Here is a 16,788-nt window from a genome sequence, read left to right on the forward strand (position 1 = left end):
CCGGACGGAAAAACAGCACCCGAGCCAAGATCGGATGCTGTTCCTACATTCAAAGCCAATTTACTCTAAAAGCCGCAATACTTCTAACCTTCATCTACTATTTATTTTATCTCTAGATTCTAACCTCTGACTTCCTGCTTCTAGCTTTGCGTCAATGCTTGTTGCAAATCGGCGATAAGATCATCGATATCCTCAAGACCTACCGAGAAGCGGAGCAAGCCATCGGTAATGCCGCGCTCATGACGAACCTCCTGCGGCATGGATGCATGGGACATCATCGCCGGATAGGACAGAATGCTCTCAACAGCCCCAAGGCTGACAGCTACAAGCGGTATCGTAACACCGCTAAGCACCTGCTTGGCCCGTTCTCCGGAGCCGACATCAAAGGACACGACAGCCCCGTAACCCGTGGACTGCTTCTCATGAATTTCCCGTCCCGGATGGTTGGCCAGGCCAGGGTAGAATACCGCCTCAATATCGCTGCGCCCGCTTAGCCATTCAGCTAGCTTGCCGGCACTCTTCTCACTGTGCGCCATGCGTGCGCCAAGCGTTTTCATTCCGCGCATCAGCAGCCAGGAGTCCTGGACTCCCAGCACCGTGCCAAGGCCGTTCTGCATATATTTCAGCTTGCGGCCAAGCGATTCCGTTCTGGTCACGGCAAGACCTGCCAAAACATCACTATGCCCGCCTAAAAATTTAGTAGCGCTGTGCAGTACGATATCAACACCCTGTTCAATCGGCCGCTGATAGTAAGGCGTCATGAACGTATTATCGAGAATGCTGAGCAAGCTGTGGGCATGTGCCCATTCCGTCACTACAGCAATATCGGTAATTTTCAACGTTGGGTTGGACGGCGTTTCAAGATAAACGGCCTTAGTGTTCGGTTTAAGCGCGGCCTTCACTTCATCGATCTGCGTCATATCAACAAAGGTTGCTTCGATCCCCAAACGATTCAGAATGCCTGTCAGTAGACGATATGTACCTCCGTACACATCCTCCGTAACGATGATATGGTCGCCGGCCGAGAACAGCATAAAGGTTGTCGAGATCGCTGCCATGCCGCTGGAAAATGCAAAGCCTCGCTGACCGCCTTCAAGCACCGTAATATACTCCTCCAGCGCTTGCCTCGTTGGGTTGCCCGACCTGCTGTAATCATAAGAAGGGGGGGTATAAATATCATGATGATGGAAGGTGGACGCTTGATAGATCGGCACGCTCGATGCCCCTGTCGCGCTGTCAACTTCCCCGCCGAAATGAATCAGCTTCGTATCAAATTTCTTATCTTTTTTCCCTGCATCGGAAAAATCATTAGCGCTGCCTTGATCACTCATTCTTGCTGCCTCCTTCGACTTCTGCCCGCGCTGCCGCCAACGCCTGCTCCAGATCCTGGATAAGGTCATCCGCATGTTCGATCCCCACAGAGAAGCGCAGCAGGCGATCATCCACACCAACAGCATCGCGAACTTCAGCCGGTATATCGGCATGCGTCTGTACGGCTGGATACGTCATTAAAGATTCGACCCCGCCGAGACTTTCGGCGAAAGCGATCAGCTTCAAGTGACGAAGCACCGGGTCCACATAACGGGAATCGGAGACTCTAAAGGAGAAGATGCCCGTGTTGCCGCTCGACTGGGTATTTTGAATCTCATAGCCAGGATGATCCGGCAGCCCCGGATAAAATACTTCCGTTATCTGCGGGTGATTTTGCAAATACTTGGCGATCGCCAGGGCATTGCTCTGATGCCGTTCCATCCGCAGCGCCAACGTCTTCATTCCCCGCATAAGCTGATAGGAGTCAGTCGGGCCAAGCACCGCTCCGATTGAATTGTGAAGGAAGGCTATCTCCTCCGATAGTTCCTTTCCTTTGGAAACAATAAGGCCAGCCAATACATCATTGTGTCCTCCCAGATATTTCGTAGCGCTGTGAACAACAATATCGGCGCCAAGCTCGATCGGGCGCTGGAAGAAAGGGGTCAGCAGCGTATTGTCGACGATGGTCAGAAGACCATGGTCACGGGCCCATTGGCTAACCGCTCTAATATCCGTAATCATCATCAGCGGGTTCGTTGGCGTCTCGATGAATATCGCCTTGGTGTTAGGCTGCCTGGCATCTTCAAGCGCGCTTAAATCGTTCGTATCCACATAGGATGCGGTAACTCCATACTTGGACAGCACCCGCTCCAGCAAACGATAAGTCCCGCCATACAAATCCAGCGACACGATCAAGTGATCTCCGCTAGCGAACAAAGTGAACACGATCTGCAATGCCGCCATGCCGGAGCTGCAAGCAAAGCCCGCGTCCCCGGACTCCAGTGCAGCAGCTGCTTCTTCCAGCACCGCACGCGTTGGGCTCTTCGTACGCGAATAATCGAATCCAGTGCTTTGTCCCAGTCGTGGATGGCGGAAAGCTGTTGCCTGATATATCGGGTAGTTTACTGCTCCGGTAACCGGCTCTTCGATCGAACCGATCTGTGCAAGTACACTTTCAATACGGTACCTCTTCTCTGACATTTAACAATCCCTCCACAACCTATATATGATAAATGAGTCCACCCTGCTGATCGATGTCATAGGGCGTTTCTTGATACACATAGTAGTTCAACCAGTTGGAGAATAATAAGTTAGCATGAGATCTCCATGTAGACTTCGGCGTACGAGACGGATCATCATTGGGATAATAGTTAACAGGAAGGTCAACATCCAGCCCTTTTGCCACATCGCGGTCATATTCCCATTTCAATGAACAAGGATCATATTCCGAATGTCCCGTTACGAATATTTGCTTGCCGTCTTTCGTTGCGACGAGATAAATGCCCGCCTCTTCGGATTCAGCCAAAATATCGAGTTCTGGCACTTTCTCAATGTCACTGCGTTCAACGTCCGTATGCCGGGAATGAGGCACCTGAAACACCTCATCGAAGCCTCGGAGCAGTTTGACATTTGGAATGTTCACCGTATGCGAGAATACGCCAAAGCATTTTTCCACAAGTGGAATCTTTCTGACTCCATAATGGTAGTACAATCCGGCTTGGGAAGCCCAACAAATATGCAGGGTTGAAGTGACGTGCGTCTTGCTCCACTCAAAGATCCCTTTCAGCTCTTCCCAATAATTTACTTGTTCGAATTCCAACTGCTCGACCGGGGCGCCCGTAATGATCAATCCATCAAAACGGCGCGACTTGATTTCGTCGAATGTCTTATAGAACATTTCAAGATGCTCCGCCGGCGTATTCTTGGACGTGTGGGAACGGGGGTGAAGAAGGACGATTTCCACCTGCAGCGGCGTATTCCCGAGCAGACGCAAGATTTGCGATTCGGTCGTTTCCTTCGTGGGCATCAGGTTCAGGATGGCGATTCGCAGCGGACGTATGTCTTGCCGATAAGCCCGTGATTCATCCATCACGAATATGTTCTCGTTCTCCAGTATTTCTTTTGCCGGTAAATGATCAGGAACCTTAATTGGCATACTCTCTTCAACTCCTTCTTTGAACAAACATTGTTGTGTGCGCAGTCATCCTATAGTAGAAAGCGGACGCATTCATTATAAAGAAAAACCTTTCTCACTTAGAGAAAGGTCTTCATTATTATTATGAATGCGCCTCTCTCATCTCTCAGAGACCGCAAGCGCTGCCGCTTGGCGGTTCTGCAAGAATTAGCACCGTACGATTAAATCGCCGGTTGCCGGGTATCATCGGGCCTGTCCCTCCACCTGCTCTTGATAAGATTTCGCCATATTTAATTATTTATGGAACGCTTCAGGTCCCTGAGAACACTTTAATGTATAAAGAGACTTACGTCAAGAACCTAGCGTTGAATGTTCACCATCCGCCCTCTTTCGCCATAAGCTGAAAAATAGCCCCGCGTATGTGAGAATGGCTTGATCATGTCATATGTCAGGGTTATACTAGACAAGTGTAAAAAACCAATAAGGTAAAGAGGTGAAACCGACTATGGAAGGCGACCCGAGTCCGCAGAGAACTGCCCCACAACAACAATGGCATAGGAAATTGATCAGCAGAGCGCTCACGGATGATTTGGGGCTCTTTCGTTTTCGTTTCCCGGTGTTTTTATAAAAACGCCTGTTCAGGCGTTACCGGCTGCTGATCCTTTTCCTATGCTCTCGGTAGAGCATAATAATCCGACAGGATTGGGGAAAAGGAGAGTGACACCTTTGAAAATTCGTCATGTTAAAGACGGCGTATTTACAACGGTTGATAATGTGGAGCTAACAACTACAGCACCCGAGGAAGGCTTTTATTGGATCGATGCGGACGGTGAGGATCTCAAAATTTTGCAGCCGCTGTTCTTTCTGCATGATCTGGCTGTAGAGGACTGCTTAACGGAAGAAGAGCAGCGTCCGAAAATAGAAACATACGACAACCATTATTTCATTGTCGTAAACAGCATTCGCTTCGATGATGAAGAAATTTTTCTGAGGGCCTTGAATATCTTTCTCGGCCGTCATTACATTATTACGGTAACCAAACAGAAAATCAACGAACTCCGTGCGGTAAAACCGATCTTGTGGGAGCAGGAAGTAAGCGAACCTGACCGCTTCCTCTACTTGCTCATTGACCTCGTCGTGGACAATTACTTTACGGTCAGCGATCGGATCGAAGCGAAGATCGAGAAGCTTGAAGAGGATATTCTGATGCATACGAAGCGTTCCCATCTTAGCGAAATTATAGGTCTGCGAAGTGAGATTTTGTGGCTGAAGAAGATGCTGGGACCGCAAAAGGAAGTCATCAATATTTTAAACAAGAAGGATTTGCGTCTGATCGATGATCAGCTACAGAAATATTTCAGCGATATTTATGAGAATGCCGTAAAAATCTCGGAGAACTTCGAGACGTTCCGCGAACTGATGGGCAACCTGCGGGAAGCCTACCAGTCCTCGATCGCTAACCGAGCGAACGAGATTATGCGCGTGTTCACAGCGATCACGACGATATTCATTCCGCTGACCTTAATTACAGGTATATACGGAATGAACTTTGACAATATGCCTGAACTGCACTGGAAATATTCTTATTACGTGGTGCTTGGGATCATGATCGTTCTCGGTGCCGGGATGTATTATTTGTTCCGCAAGCGGGACTGGATTTGAAGGTTGAACAAGGACGAAAGCTTCCGAACAACGGAATGGGCTTTCGTCCTTTTACTTTTGTACAATTGAAAGCCTTAGCTGCTCCCGTTATCCTACGTCTCGAACACTGCTTCTGTCCCTGCGGAAACGGATTCGAATAAGGCGGAGCCGTTCATAGAGCAGTTCCCGCTCCTCGGCTTCTGCCGCCTCCTGGCCATACACCCGCTGCAGCACTGGCTTCAAAAAAGCATCTCCGAGTTCTTCATAAGCCTGCATGACCGCTGTCTGTTCTGGATCAGGCATCTCCTCCAGTTCGCTCTTGACCAGCTGCTCCGTGTTGTATCCATCCTTCTCCAGCTCCTCGAGCATTTCAATGATCTCCCTGCGGCCCAAAGCGACCCGCTCACGAATCTGTTCCACGTTGAGGCCTTCAGCGATTCCTTCAAGCAGCCTTCGGCGTACCCCATATTTCTCCATCTCGGCGCGGAACTTTACTTCTTTCTGCTTATACATCCAGGAACGCAGTGTCTCCTGATCCACAGCCTCCTCTACCCAATCTAATGGAAAAGTGGTCGTCCGGGCTTGGTTGCGAGTCATTGCAAGCAGTTCCTCTCCAAACTCAGCTGCTTTATTCTGTCCTACTCCAGGGAGCTGCAGCAGCTCTTCCAGCGTATGTGGTAAGAAGGCGCTAATCAGCCTGAGCAAGCGATTGCTCGCGATTAAGTACGGTGCCTTCCGATCCACGGCGGCCTTCTTCCTTCTCCAATTGCCCAGCTCGGCATAGAACGGTTCGTTCTCGTGATGTTCGCTATAGCAGATCAGCTTCTGGGCGATCATCGATTTGCCGCGAAGCTGTTCTTTTTCCTCCCAGATCCCCTCGATCGTAGGCTGGAAGCCTTCCCCCAGCTTAATGACCAAACGATGGCGATACACATGGAGCATCTCGGACCAGGATGAGCCCTCATACCATATATACTCCTGCTCCCCTTCGGCCGTAATTTCATTCCATCCCATGCGCCACATGCTGTCTTCCTCTCCCATCCATACTTGCGCGCTGCCGACGACAGCACCCGCCTCTCGCTTCTCCAAGCTGTTCAAAAATATGATCCGCACCATTCTTCCCCTCCTTTAAGTTCAGTATTGAACGGACATCCCGAGATCCTGTCTTTCGAAAATGCACGCAAAAAAGCACCCCCTCTGTAAAAATACAGAAGAGGTGCTTCCTCCATTCATATACTGTTATTTCCAATGATACCATTTTTCAATCAACTGTCAATGCCTGAGATGTTTTTCCCCATAAGCCCTCTTTATCCGCTATAATGTCTAGGAGCAATAGATTGACTTTGTTGAATACGCACAAATCGTACAAGGAGGCAAAATCAATGACTGACCAACACAAGGAGTTGGATTTCCTTTCCGACAGTACAGAAAGCACCTCTACGAGGTTCGTGACTTTTATTGGAGAGTCCCTTAAGCGCTTTGATCTGGCTGTTACTACAACGAACCGCTTCTACGGAAAAAAGCTCGTAACGGATTTACAAAACGGCAAGACTGCGATTCTAGGTACAGATGACCTGGAAGAAGAAGGATATCTGGAGCATGTCTACAATCTTGAGGAGGAGGAGGCCGAAGAACTGAAATCCTTCCTATACCAGGTTGTAGGCGATGCTTACTTCACCGACTAAAACGGCTACTCTTGCTGGCAAGTCGTGAGACCTGTCCGGACGCGAAGCCTTTAATCCAAGTATAACGGCATCTACCGCCAAGGCCTTGGCGGTAGACAAATATGCATGGAATTCTCCCCCGGAGAAACCCTCTTTTACATATACATCAGTTTTTTAAGCCTGATCCGAATACCAACGTGTTGCTAAGCTGCCGACCGGCATTGGTTAGCACTTTCCCTCCCCCGTACAGAGCGGAAGAGGCGCCCCCATCCAAGTTCATCGCTTGCTTCGCACCCAGCGCTTTCATAATATCCGCCCATTGCTTCATCGTCGCTCCAGGAACGGTAGCCAGCATAATGGATCCGTCCTGCAGAATGGCGATGCCGCTTCGGGCCGCCGAGCTCGTCAAAATTTTTGCATCGTTAAAGCCCTCGGCTGCCGCATTTAATGCCACCTTGCTATCCTTCACCAGACGCGGGCCAGCGCCAACGGCGGTAACTACCTCCTCCCAAGCAGGCAGCGATTCACCCTCTGCATTCTTATAACTAATGGTCAGGTTCACTTCGCTACCAACCGTAAAGCGATCCGCCGAGCTCTTCTCTGTCCCGGTAAAGATAAGTACATACCCGTTCTTCGGAATTGCAGCATTCGCATTGACCTCATTTCTGACAACCTTGCCCTCATCGATTGTAACTGCAATTCCGCCGGAGAATCCGACCTTACTGCCGCGAGCCGGCGTAAACATGATGCTCGTGCTGCTTCCCGCAAGCGGTGTCCGGTTCATAAACGTGGCATACCATCCCTTGGAGCTCCCTTCCGGGGAAAGAACCGTACCCGTGATGGAAATGCGAAGCTCATCCATGATGGCCGTCCCGTCCTTCTTAAAGCCGATCGTTGTGCCATTTCCACCTTTATGCATCGCTACGTTATTCGCGATAAGCGTCCCATATGGATCCGGCGGCCCGCCGTACGCTTCAAAGAAGGCGCCATTAATCGCTGCCTCCGCACCATACCTTCTAATGATCGCAGCAAAATCCTCCGTGCTGCCGACCTGTCCCTTCGCTAGGCCTACCGTAACGGGCGTGCCTTTCGGGATGCGTACGGTTTGCACCGTAAAGCTCTTATTCCCGACTTTTACCTTCTTCGTCTCTTGCTTAATGGTCGGCCGCTGAGCTGCCGCCGCATTTCCTGCACTGGGACTGATCACAGCTATTATAGTGAGAATAGCCATGAAGACCGAAGCCCAGCCCTTCCACTTCTGGTTACTCATTCGCCGCCGCTACCCCCATCCAATTGCAAATGCTTGCCATCTCCAGCTCTTCGAACTTGGCGGCAACCTGCGCATGATTCAGCTCAAAACGGCAGGCCTCCTGATCACATACCAATTCGACATCGCAGCGAATTTCCGCAAGCTGCCTGGATAAATGCAGCATGTCGAGATCAGCCTCAATCTTGGCGCGAATCGATTTGGACAGCTTGTCCAAATTGTTCAGTACACCCTCTACAGAGTCATATTCCAACACCAGCTTCAACGCAGTCTTCTCGCCGATCCCCCGCACGCCGGGATAATTGTCGCTTGTATCCCCCATCAATCCTTTAAGATCAACGATTTGCGCAGGAGTAATCTGCTTCTCCTCCATTAAGCTTTGAGGGGTATAAACACTATAATTGCCGTGGCCTTTTTTCATAATAATTACGCTTGTCGTTTCATTCACCAATTGAAGCATATCGTGATCGCCCGTCAAAATAAAAACGTCCATGTTGGACGTGCCAAAGCGTGCGGCAAGCGTTCCGATACAATCGTCAGCTTCATATCCGGGCGCGCTTATGTTCGGTATTCCGAGGCTGTCCATCACGTCCTGAATGACTGAAAATTGGGGAATCAGGTCACCCGGAGCTTCTGAGCGGTTCGCTTTGTAGGCCGCGAATTGCTCCGTCCGGAACGTCTTGCTGCCAAGATCCCAACAGCAGGCAATATGAGTCGGATTAAATTTCTGCACCGCATCCCAGAAATATCTCATGAAGCCATATACCGCATTCGTCGGCAATCCGGCCTTCGTTCTGCGAATATACCCCGTGGCTGCCGAAGCATAATAAGCCCTAAACATCAGCGCCATGCCATCCACAAGCAATATGCTCTCTTTTTCATTCTGTACAACTGTCAAATTACTCTCTCCCTGCTGTAATCAAGCTGGTTGCTATTTGCCCCATACCCGTTCGTATTCCTCCGCTTTAAAGCCAACCGTTACCTGCTTCCCGTCGCTTACAAGAGGACGCTTGATCAGCATGCCGTTAGAAGCCAGCAATGCGATCTGTTCCTCACGCGACAAGTTTGGCAGCTTGTCCTTTAATCCTTCCTGCCTATACACTTCTCCAGCCGTATTAAAAAACTTCTTCAACTCTAGTCCGCTCAGGTCAATCCATTCCGATAACTCCTGCTCGCTCGGAGGCGCGTCCTTAATATGACGCAGCTCTAAATCATGGCCTTGCGCCTCCAGCCACTTCACCGCATTTCGGCAGGTGCCGCATTTGGGATATTGATAAACGATTAGCTTACTCATCATGTAAAACCTCCTGATCCAATTCACATTGTCTATGTTAATAATGCGCACAGCAGCTGCACAAGCCTTCGCTATGCAGTTATACTGAACCGCTCAAGGCTTGCTCCAAGCGTACCATATCCGGCGGAAACGGAGCATGAAAGCTCATATATTCTCCAGTTAATGGATGGCGGAATGCCAGCTCCGAGGCGTGAAGCGCCTGACGCTCGATAAAGTCGTCCAATCCTTTATCTTGATCGGGATGATATAGAACCTTATTTGGTACAAGATCATTGCTTGCTCTCGCTCCCTGATACATCTTATCCCCAATAAGCGAGTGGCCGATCGAGGTCATATGCACACGAATTTGGTGCGTTCTGCCTGTTCCCAACTGGAGCTCAACCTTGGAAGCAGGCCCCAAAATCTGAACCGTTGTATAATAGGTCAGCGCCGGGTAGCCGGACGGAGTAACGATACGCCGATGCGGCTCCTCAGGATCACGATCGATCGGTCCGTCAATCGTCCCTTCAAGCGGGTCTGGTGTTCCATGCACGAACGCTATATATTTCTTCTCCACCTGATTTGCGATCATCTGCTCGGAAATATGCTGATGCACGTAAGCATTTTTGGCAATGGCCAGCACGCCGCTAGTCTCCTGATCCAGCCGGTGCACGGGCCGAAAACGGAACATCTCCCCTTTTTCCTGCCAATAATGAACGACTCCATTCGCTAAAGTATCCGTATAATGACCATGTGTTGGATGAACAATGATTCCGGACGCTTTATTCACGATTAGCAGAGCTTCGTCCTCATAAATACGGTCAAATGGGATGGGCTGCGGCAATATGTCCTCCGAAGTCTCCTTCTCTAGAGTAATTGCAGCGATATCCCCGCTCTTCACCGGCACGCTGATATACACTCTTTCACCATTCAGCGTGATCCCCTTCTCGGTCAGCTTCAACCGCGACAGCAGCTTTCTGGACACGCCAAGCCGCCGCTGCAGAACCTTCTTGAGCTGCCAGCCATCTTCTTCATCCGTTACTATATATATAATCGGGTCATAGTACAGCCTCATGATTTTCGACCAAACACCTTTGCACTGCGCACATATTCCGTATCTTCGACTTGCTTGCGGGCATTTGCCGTACGAGCTGCAGCGAAGAAATAATCCGACAACCGATTTAAATAAGTCAGGACAGCCGCATTCACCTCATGCTGCCTGCCCAAAGTAACCGCCCTGCGCTCGGCCCGGCGGCATACGGTTCTGCATACATGAAGCGCAGCTGCCAAGGTAGTCCCTCCCGGCAAGATGAATTTCTCCAGCCGTGGATTGCCGGCTTCATGGCGATCAATCCATGCTTCCAGCCGCGCAGCTGGCTCGGCTCCGACTTTATACCGATCCTCGCTCAATTTGACGTAAGCCAAATCAGAGCCGCAGTCGAACAGCTCGTGCTGGATTTGCAGCAGTTCCTCCTTAAGATCTCCGAATGCCTCGGAATCGGATTCGATTAAGCTTGCAGCCTGACCAACAAAGCTATTCAGTTCATCAATAGTTCCGTAAGCCTCGATCCGTGCATCGTCTTTATCTACTCTGCCGCCGATGATGGAGGTCTGTCCCATATCGCCGCTTCTAGTGTATAATTTCACCATTATCCCCCATTCACGCATTTTCCTGTTTCCTCAAAATCAATTAACTCCAATATACCATAAATCATCCCGCCGATAACCAGCCGAAGTGGCTGCATGCGAATCAAGTTGCGTGCGCAAAAGAGGCGACCCGCAAACGGATCACCTCTTTGTACAAAACATTATCGATAGAGGAGCCTTCATTATTTCACTTTCTGACTCTTCATGAATTCATTGATCTTTAAATCAAGCAAACTGCTTATTTCGATGACAATATCTGAGGTAAAAGACTTCTCCACTAGAAAAATTTCTTCCATTCGAGTGCGGAGCTGTTGAATTTCATCCTCCAGTGTCAATGCTTGTGGTGATGTCCTCCGGCCTTCTTCGTCCATCCATTGATTCGTTTCATTGCCTTCAGCAATATGACCGCCTGTCAGCTTATACGTATACGGCATGTTGTATTCACCACAAAACAAAAGATATCCCTCCCTGAGAAACTTCAAGCCTCTTCCAAAATCAAATTATAACATGATTATTGGAGCTAGATCAATTAATAAATGAAAGATTTGTTAAATACCCCCATTTAAATAGTTCCTCGGAAGCTTAGCCTTGTTTCAATTTATGAACGAATTGGCCCATCCGGTCAAGAGCCTCATTGATTTGATTGACCGAAGTCGCATATGAGCAGCGCAGGTAGCCTTCGCCGCCCGCACCAAAAGCAGTGCCGGGAACTGCTGCCACTTTAGCCTCCATAAGCAGACGCTGAGCAAATTCATCCGAGCTAAGTCCAGTAGTTTCTATACCAGGAAAAGCGTAAAAAGCCCCTTGCGGTTCATGACATGATAAACCGATATCCCGAAGCCCTTGGACAATCAGCCTTCTCCGCTGATTATAGGATTCGACCATCTGATCCTTCTCTTCCAATCCGTTCTTGAGCGCTTCTAAGGCAGCTACCTGTCCCATCACGGGTGCACACATGACAGTATACTGATGAATCTTGAGCATGGCGTAAATCAATTCAGGATGGCCGCAAGCATAGCCCATCCGCCAGCCGGTCATCGCAAATGCCTTGGAGAAGCCGTTGACGAGAATCGTACGCTCTTTCATTCCCGGAAGAGCTGCAAAGCTAACATGCTTTCCTCCATAAGTCAGCTCGGCATAAATTTCATCGGAAATAACGATCAGATCATGCTTTTCAACTAATTTTGCAATCGGAAGCCAGTCTTCATAGGTCATGATTCCACCGGTCGGATTGCTAGGATAGTTCAAGATAAGCACCTTGGACTTTGGAGTTATTTTGGCTTGCAGATGCTCTGCCTTGAGCTTAAAATTGTCCTTCGCGTAAGTCTCGATTTCAACGGGAATGCCTCCACTTATGAAAGAAATCGGCGAATAAGAGATGTAGCAGGGAGCGGGAACAAGTATTTCATCCCCTGGCTCAATCAGCGCGCGAAGCGCCAAATCAATCGCTTCACTCCCGCCCACCGTGACCAGTATTTCATCCTTAGGGTCATACTTCACCTCGAAGCCGTTGTACAAGTACTCTGCAATGGCTTCCCTCAGCTCCGGCGTACCAGCATTGGAAGTATAACTCGTGTAACCTCTTTCCAATGAATAGACGCAAGCTTCCCGGACATGCCAAGGTGTAATGAAATCAGGCTCGCCCACGCCTAAGGTGATGATATCTTTACTGCCGCTCGCAAGATCGAAGAACTTCCTTATACCGGAAGGCTGGATTTCTCTCACCCGGGGAGCTAAATAAGATAACATCGATTTGTCGGATTGTTGTTGCGATTGTACGGTCATAACATAACTTCCTTTACGGAGAAATCATGAGACGGCGATCTTCTTCGGGATCTTCGAAGATAATGCCGTCCTGTTTGTATTTCTTGAGTATAAAATGCGTCTTCGTCGAAAGCACGGAATCCAGCGTTGATAGCTTATCGGAGACAAAGCTCGCCACCTCTTTCAATGTGCGTCCCTCGACCTCAACAAGCAAATCGTAGGCTCCTGACATGAGATATACTGATTTGACTTGGGGGAATAAATAGACCCGTTCGGCAATAGCTTCGAACCCTCGCCCTCGCTCCGGTGTAATTTGCACCTCAATCAGCGCAGTCACCTTCTCATCGTCCAATTTGCCCGAGTTGATGACCGTCGCATATTTCACAATGACGTTGTCTTCCTCAAGCTCCGTGATCGCCGCGGTTACCTCATCCGCAGTTACACCAAGCAAGGTTGCCAATAGAGCCGGGCTTCTCCGGGCATCTTCTTTCAAAAGATCCAGCACTTTCAGCTTCAATTCACTAAGTGGTTTCATGCTTCATCCTCCAGCGCTGTTCCGATGAACGGAATGATTATCCTCATGCCCATCGGAATCTAAATTTAATTCTTATATTACATGAATTTAGGAATCCTGCAAAGAAAAACCGTCCGTTTCGGGAAGGCATTCCCTTAGACGGACGGTTCCTACACTGGCTGTGCTTGAAGGTTGCCAATAATGGGTTAATTAACTGTAATTGTGATTCCCCATGCCTGGCTGCGAATTAGGCGGGGAGGCCTGTATATTGCCATTAAACTGAGCCGTGCGCTGCTGGACGAACTGCTGAGCTTTCTGCTGGGTCTGCTGTGCCTCCTGCAGCTTCTTGTCTACCTCGGTGCGCATAGCCTTCGAAGGAGCGGTGTACATGTTGTGGCTGCTCATCATTTGGAACAATTGCCCTTGAAGCTGCAATGTGCTGTCCGTCAACTGAGTAAACATTTGACGAACAGAAGGGCATGCAGATTCTGTCGTCGCTGTCGTATATTCCCGTACGGTTCTTTTCAAATCAGCCAAAACGACATTCAGCAAATCTTCCTCTGGAAGCAGGTTTGCATTCTGAAATTGAGAAGTTGGTGTCACGGATATTCCTCCTGTTGGATATTGAATTAAATTTAATGGGCCTGTGTTGGAGCGAGCGGCTGATGCTGCGAAATTGCTTGAATGAGCTGGTTAATATGCTGCTCATGGGTGCGCATTTGGCTTGTAATCGCATTTTTAATGTCCGAATGCTGCGATACAGCGGAAGCCGCCGCCGTTAATTTAAGCAGCATTTCCTCATTGGAAATCGAATCGGAAATATACTCTAATTCTTTAGCCGATAACGACTGCATTTGTGAAGCATTCATGTAGGATTCCCTCCTGAAAGTTGGTTGCATTTACACTCAGGCATATTATGTCCAGGAGCCCCCTGGATATGTAAACGCAGTGAAATGTACAAACTTTATACATATGCCGTTCTTTTTTGCACATTCTTTTAAGTAGCAATAAGTAGCGTAACAGCTTAGCCTTCCGGCATTATGAATACTATGACAAAGGAGCAATGGCTGATTATGAAGCTGCATAGCGGTAAATTTTCGTGGCTGGACACCATGCCTTATCTTCCGGAATATCCAGCGCTCCAGCAAAACATATCATGTGATTGTCTGATTATAGGGGGGGGCGTCGGCGGGGCGTTATGCGCCTATCTTCTTGCTGAATCCGGCATTAATGCCGCGCTGATCGAAAAAGGAGCCGTGGCGACTGATAGCACTTTGGCGAATACCGGTTTAATGCAATTTTCGAACGACAAGACACTAGTATCGATGATCAACACCTTTGGCGAGGAGCCAGGGGTTCATTTTTATAAAATGTGCCGCGAAGCCGTGAGCAAGCTGGTGAAACTTAGCCGGAATTTACACAGTGAAGAAGCCCATTTCATTTCGAGGAACAGCCTTTATTTCGCTAGTTCAGAGGAAGATTTATACCCGCTTCGCGAAGAATATGAAGCACTGCGCAGATACAATTTCCCTGTCGAATGGTGGGAGAAGAATGAAATTTCAGCCCGCTTTTCTTTTCAGAAGCCGGGAGCGATTTATAATTATGGAGATGCAGAAGGAAACCCCTTCGCTTTCGCACATGGCCTTGTCGAGGCTGCTGCCTCCAAGGGCGTCTCTGTCTACGAGAACACGGAGGCGACCGGCTTTGAATTTCAAAAAAACGGTGTTCTATGCCGGGCCGGAAAGCACAAAATTAAAGCAAAGCATGTTATTTTTGCAGTGGGTTATGAGTCGAAGCAGTTTCATAAGGAAAGAGGCTCTTATTTGACATCCAGTTACGTAACCGTGACTGAACCCATCGATCATTTTGACGATTGGTTCGAACGCTGTCTCATATGGGAGACAGCCCGGCCTTATCTGTATATGAGAACAACGCCGGACAATCGTATTATGATCGGAGGGCTTGATGAATCGTTGCCTGGTGGAAAATTGGACGAGGCGCGTTACCTGCATCAAGGACAGATGTTGCTGCAGATGCTGCATCAATTTTTTCCGGGCAAACGCCAGTTGAAGGCGGAATATGCATGGGGAGCCGTATTCGGACAAAGTCGGGACGGTCTTCCATTCATCGGTACTCATCCGAGTTATCCTAACTGCTATTTTCTCGAGGGGGATGGAGGTAACGGGAGCGTATACAGTATGATTGCCTCCGAAATGCTAACCGATGTGCTCCAGGGCAAGGATCGCCCCGATATGGAGTGGTTCTCGCCAACAAGAACTTCAAGGCCTGCTCCAGCTCCAAACCGCAGGAGACCATAAAGTCGATATCGCCTTATGGGGCTAGGTTGCCAGCAGCCTCCGCATCGCTAACCAGCTTACGACTGGAGCTGCCCCGAGACCGGCCATCAGCCATAAGATCGTTGTCATATGGGGCGAGCGGGAATAGAACCAAATAAAAATAATTATTCCCGCTAATCTTCCCACCATCATGCTTATTTCCCGCAAGACAATCAACTCCACCCTATGCTCTGCATCTTTCGCATCACGCCCCATTAAATCGAATACCGAAGAGATCATCGGGATAATGTATAGAGGCATGAACAATGCTGTGCCAACGCCGAAAATAATCAGGGTAGTATAGCTTACCTTCCATAATATTGGCAGGACAACCAGTGTGATCATTAGCGCGCCAACTAGCATTTCTATGTAGCGATGCCGCACTGCAAGCCACTTCCCAGCAGCCCAATAACTGATTAAAGAGACTAAGGAAGTAATCAGCAAATATTGTCCGACCTTCAATTCCGAGGATGTGCTTATATAGACAAGCAAATTAATCAGGAATAAAAAGACACCTTCTCTGAGGCCATATGCGATAGAAGCAGGAACCGCGTGTCTCCAGGGACTGCCTGCTCTCAAGCGCCGCATAGGCTCTAGCCACAGGTAGCGGCCTCCCTTTGGCCGTTTTTTCAACCAGAAGCTTAGCAAGACGCCTATTCCATATACGATTAACGATATTGCAAAAATAAATCTGTAGCCCTTTTCGCCAGGCAAAGTTGATATGAGCCATCCAGACAGCCATGGGCCGCTGATTCCGATCGCTGATCCCATAATTCCTACCCAGCCATTAAACAAATCACGGTTAGTTCTATCGGTCACTTCGAAATAAACGACATTGAACGCCAGCCAGAATATCCCTGCCCCAATTCCAGATACGAGGCCAAGCGGCCAAATATACTGTACCATTCGGTTTCCCGTGAACAGCACCAGCATATAGAACATGCCAGAAATGATAATTCCCAGCCGTAGAATCATCATTTTATCCCGTTCCTTTACCCATTTGCCGGCAATCCAGAACGCAAGGCCGATGGCGATCTGCTGACTGAAGGCAAACCAGCCGATCATCATGAAATCCTGCTTAGCCTTCCACAAATATACATTCAAAAAAGTGCCCGACAGCGCTCCAGCGAGCACGAACAAACTATTGACGGCTAACAGCAAAATGCATTGTCGGTCTAGAGAGCTCTTCATTCCTTGCTCCTCCACAGGTTCTTATTTCCCCAGTAAGGATGCCCAA

The 16,788-nt window shown here is 48.9% G+C and carries 18 protein-coding genes and 1 riboswitch; of the genes, 3 read left to right on the forward strand and 15 right to left on the reverse strand.

Features of this window, described 5'->3' with window-relative positions; translation table 11 throughout:
• Positions 1–140: 140 nt before the first annotated feature.
• Genes CZ379_RS22160 through metA form a run of 3 tightly spaced genes read right to left on the reverse strand, consistent with a single transcriptional unit; the run spans position 141 to position 3,466 of the window.
• The gene (locus tag CZ379_RS22160; RefSeq protein ID WP_110933606.1) at positions 141–1,331 is read right to left on the reverse strand and encodes a trans-sulfuration enzyme family protein; all 1,191 of its coding nucleotides are present in this window, start codon (positions 1,329–1,331) and stop codon (positions 141–143) included.
• Entirely contained in the window at positions 1,324–2,511 is a 1,188-nt protein-coding gene (locus tag CZ379_RS22165; RefSeq protein ID WP_110933607.1) for an aminotransferase class I/II-fold pyridoxal phosphate-dependent enzyme, read from the reverse strand. Before CZ379_RS22165 ends, CZ379_RS22160 begins: the two co-directional genes overlap by 8 nt.
• A gap of 19 nt (positions 2,512–2,530) precedes the next feature.
• Positions 2,531–3,466 (reverse strand): homoserine O-acetyltransferase MetA, encoded by a 936-nt coding sequence (gene metA, locus CZ379_RS22170; protein WP_110933608.1) that lies wholly within the window; start codon positions 3,464–3,466, stop codon positions 2,531–2,533.
• Between the two features lie 135 nt (positions 3,467–3,601).
• Positions 3,602–3,725, reverse strand: a riboswitch (SAM riboswitch).
• A gap of 446 nt (positions 3,726–4,171) precedes the next feature.
• Between metA and corA the strand changes: the two genes are divergently transcribed.
• Positions 4,172–5,107 (forward strand): magnesium/cobalt transporter CorA, encoded by a 936-nt coding sequence (gene corA, locus CZ379_RS22175; protein ID WP_110933609.1) that lies wholly within the window; start codon positions 4,172–4,174, stop codon positions 5,105–5,107.
• An 87-nt stretch (positions 5,108–5,194) separates the two neighbouring features.
• Here corA and CZ379_RS22180 read toward each other — a convergent pair whose 3' ends face one another.
• The gene (locus CZ379_RS22180) at positions 5,195–6,202 is read right to left on the reverse strand and encodes an HRDC domain-containing protein (RefSeq protein WP_407668690.1); all 1,008 of its coding nucleotides are present in this window, start codon (positions 6,200–6,202) and stop codon (positions 5,195–5,197) included.
• Positions 6,203–6,468: 266 nt separating this feature from the next.
• Here CZ379_RS22180 and CZ379_RS22185 point away from each other — a divergent pair, with 266 nt between their 5' ends.
• Positions 6,469–6,771: a DUF3055 domain-containing protein gene (locus tag CZ379_RS22185; RefSeq protein WP_110933610.1), complete on the forward strand. Its 303-nt coding sequence runs from the start codon at positions 6,469–6,471 to the stop codon at positions 6,769–6,771.
• Between the two features lie 145 nt (positions 6,772–6,916).
• Here the strand turns inward: CZ379_RS22185 and CZ379_RS22190 are convergent, their stop codons facing one another.
• The 10 genes from CZ379_RS22190 to CZ379_RS22235 all read right to left on the reverse strand — a co-directional run bounded on the left by CZ379_RS22190 (position 6,917) and on the right by CZ379_RS22235 (position 14,084).
• Complete coding sequence (locus tag CZ379_RS22190; RefSeq protein WP_110933611.1) at positions 6,917–8,020, reverse strand: phosphodiester glycosidase family protein; 1,104 nt, start codon at positions 8,018–8,020, stop codon at positions 6,917–6,919.
• Positions 8,013–8,915 (reverse strand): 5'-3' exonuclease, encoded by a 903-nt coding sequence (locus CZ379_RS22195; protein ID WP_110933612.1) that lies wholly within the window; start codon positions 8,913–8,915, stop codon positions 8,013–8,015. The genes CZ379_RS22190 and CZ379_RS22195 overlap by 8 nt, the downstream gene beginning before the upstream one ends.
• A gap of 33 nt (positions 8,916–8,948) precedes the next feature.
• Positions 8,949–9,311, reverse strand: coding sequence for an arsenate reductase family protein (locus tag CZ379_RS22200; RefSeq protein WP_110934507.1), 363 nt, complete (start codon positions 9,309–9,311; stop codon positions 8,949–8,951).
• Positions 9,312–9,390: 79 nt separating this feature from the next.
• Positions 9,391–10,365 carry an RluA family pseudouridine synthase gene (locus CZ379_RS22205; RefSeq protein ID WP_110933613.1) on the reverse strand — a complete coding sequence of 325 codons (975 nt, stop codon included), beginning with the start codon at positions 10,363–10,365 and terminating at the stop codon, positions 9,391–9,393.
• Positions 10,362–10,937: a cob(I)yrinic acid a,c-diamide adenosyltransferase gene (locus tag CZ379_RS22210; RefSeq protein WP_110934508.1), complete on the reverse strand. Its 576-nt coding sequence runs from the start codon at positions 10,935–10,937 to the stop codon at positions 10,362–10,364. Before CZ379_RS22210 ends, CZ379_RS22205 begins: the two co-directional genes overlap by 4 nt.
• A 182-nt stretch (positions 10,938–11,119) precedes the next feature.
• Positions 11,120–11,392: an aspartyl-phosphate phosphatase Spo0E family protein gene (locus CZ379_RS22215; protein ID WP_234404980.1), complete on the reverse strand. Its 273-nt coding sequence runs from the start codon at positions 11,390–11,392 to the stop codon at positions 11,120–11,122.
• A 127-nt stretch (positions 11,393–11,519) separates the two neighbouring features.
• Positions 11,520–12,722 (reverse strand): aminotransferase class I/II-fold pyridoxal phosphate-dependent enzyme, encoded by a 1,203-nt coding sequence (locus CZ379_RS22220; protein ID WP_110933614.1) that lies wholly within the window; start codon positions 12,720–12,722, stop codon positions 11,520–11,522.
• A gap of 13 nt (positions 12,723–12,735) precedes the next feature.
• Positions 12,736–13,236, reverse strand: coding sequence for an Lrp/AsnC family transcriptional regulator (locus CZ379_RS22225; RefSeq protein ID WP_110933615.1), 501 nt, complete (start codon positions 13,234–13,236; stop codon positions 12,736–12,738).
• Positions 13,237–13,425: 189 nt separating this feature from the next.
• Positions 13,426–13,818 (reverse strand): spore coat protein, encoded by a 393-nt coding sequence (locus CZ379_RS22230; protein ID WP_110933616.1) that lies wholly within the window; start codon positions 13,816–13,818, stop codon positions 13,426–13,428.
• A gap of 32 nt (positions 13,819–13,850) precedes the next feature.
• The gene (locus CZ379_RS22235) at positions 13,851–14,084 is read right to left on the reverse strand and encodes a hypothetical protein (RefSeq protein WP_110933617.1); all 234 of its coding nucleotides are present in this window, start codon (positions 14,082–14,084) and stop codon (positions 13,851–13,853) included.
• 204 nt (positions 14,085–14,288) lie between these two features.
• Between CZ379_RS22235 and CZ379_RS22240 the strand changes: the two genes are divergently transcribed.
• Positions 14,289–15,533 carry an NAD(P)/FAD-dependent oxidoreductase gene (locus tag CZ379_RS22240; protein WP_110933618.1) on the forward strand — a complete coding sequence of 415 codons (1,245 nt, stop codon included), beginning with the start codon at positions 14,289–14,291 and terminating at the stop codon, positions 15,531–15,533.
• A 21-nt stretch (positions 15,534–15,554) separates the two neighbouring features.
• On the opposite strand, the gene CZ379_RS22245 is transcribed toward CZ379_RS22240, so the two are convergent.
• Positions 15,555–16,742, reverse strand: coding sequence for an MFS transporter (locus CZ379_RS22245; protein ID WP_110933619.1), 1,188 nt, complete (start codon positions 16,740–16,742; stop codon positions 15,555–15,557).
• Positions 16,743–16,788 lie beyond the last annotated feature (46 nt).

It is taken from the genome of Paenibacillus bouchesdurhonensis (assembly GCF_900155685.1).
In the GTDB taxonomy this organism is placed as follows: domain Bacteria; phylum Bacillota; class Bacilli; order Paenibacillales; family Paenibacillaceae; genus Fontibacillus; species Fontibacillus bouchesdurhonensis.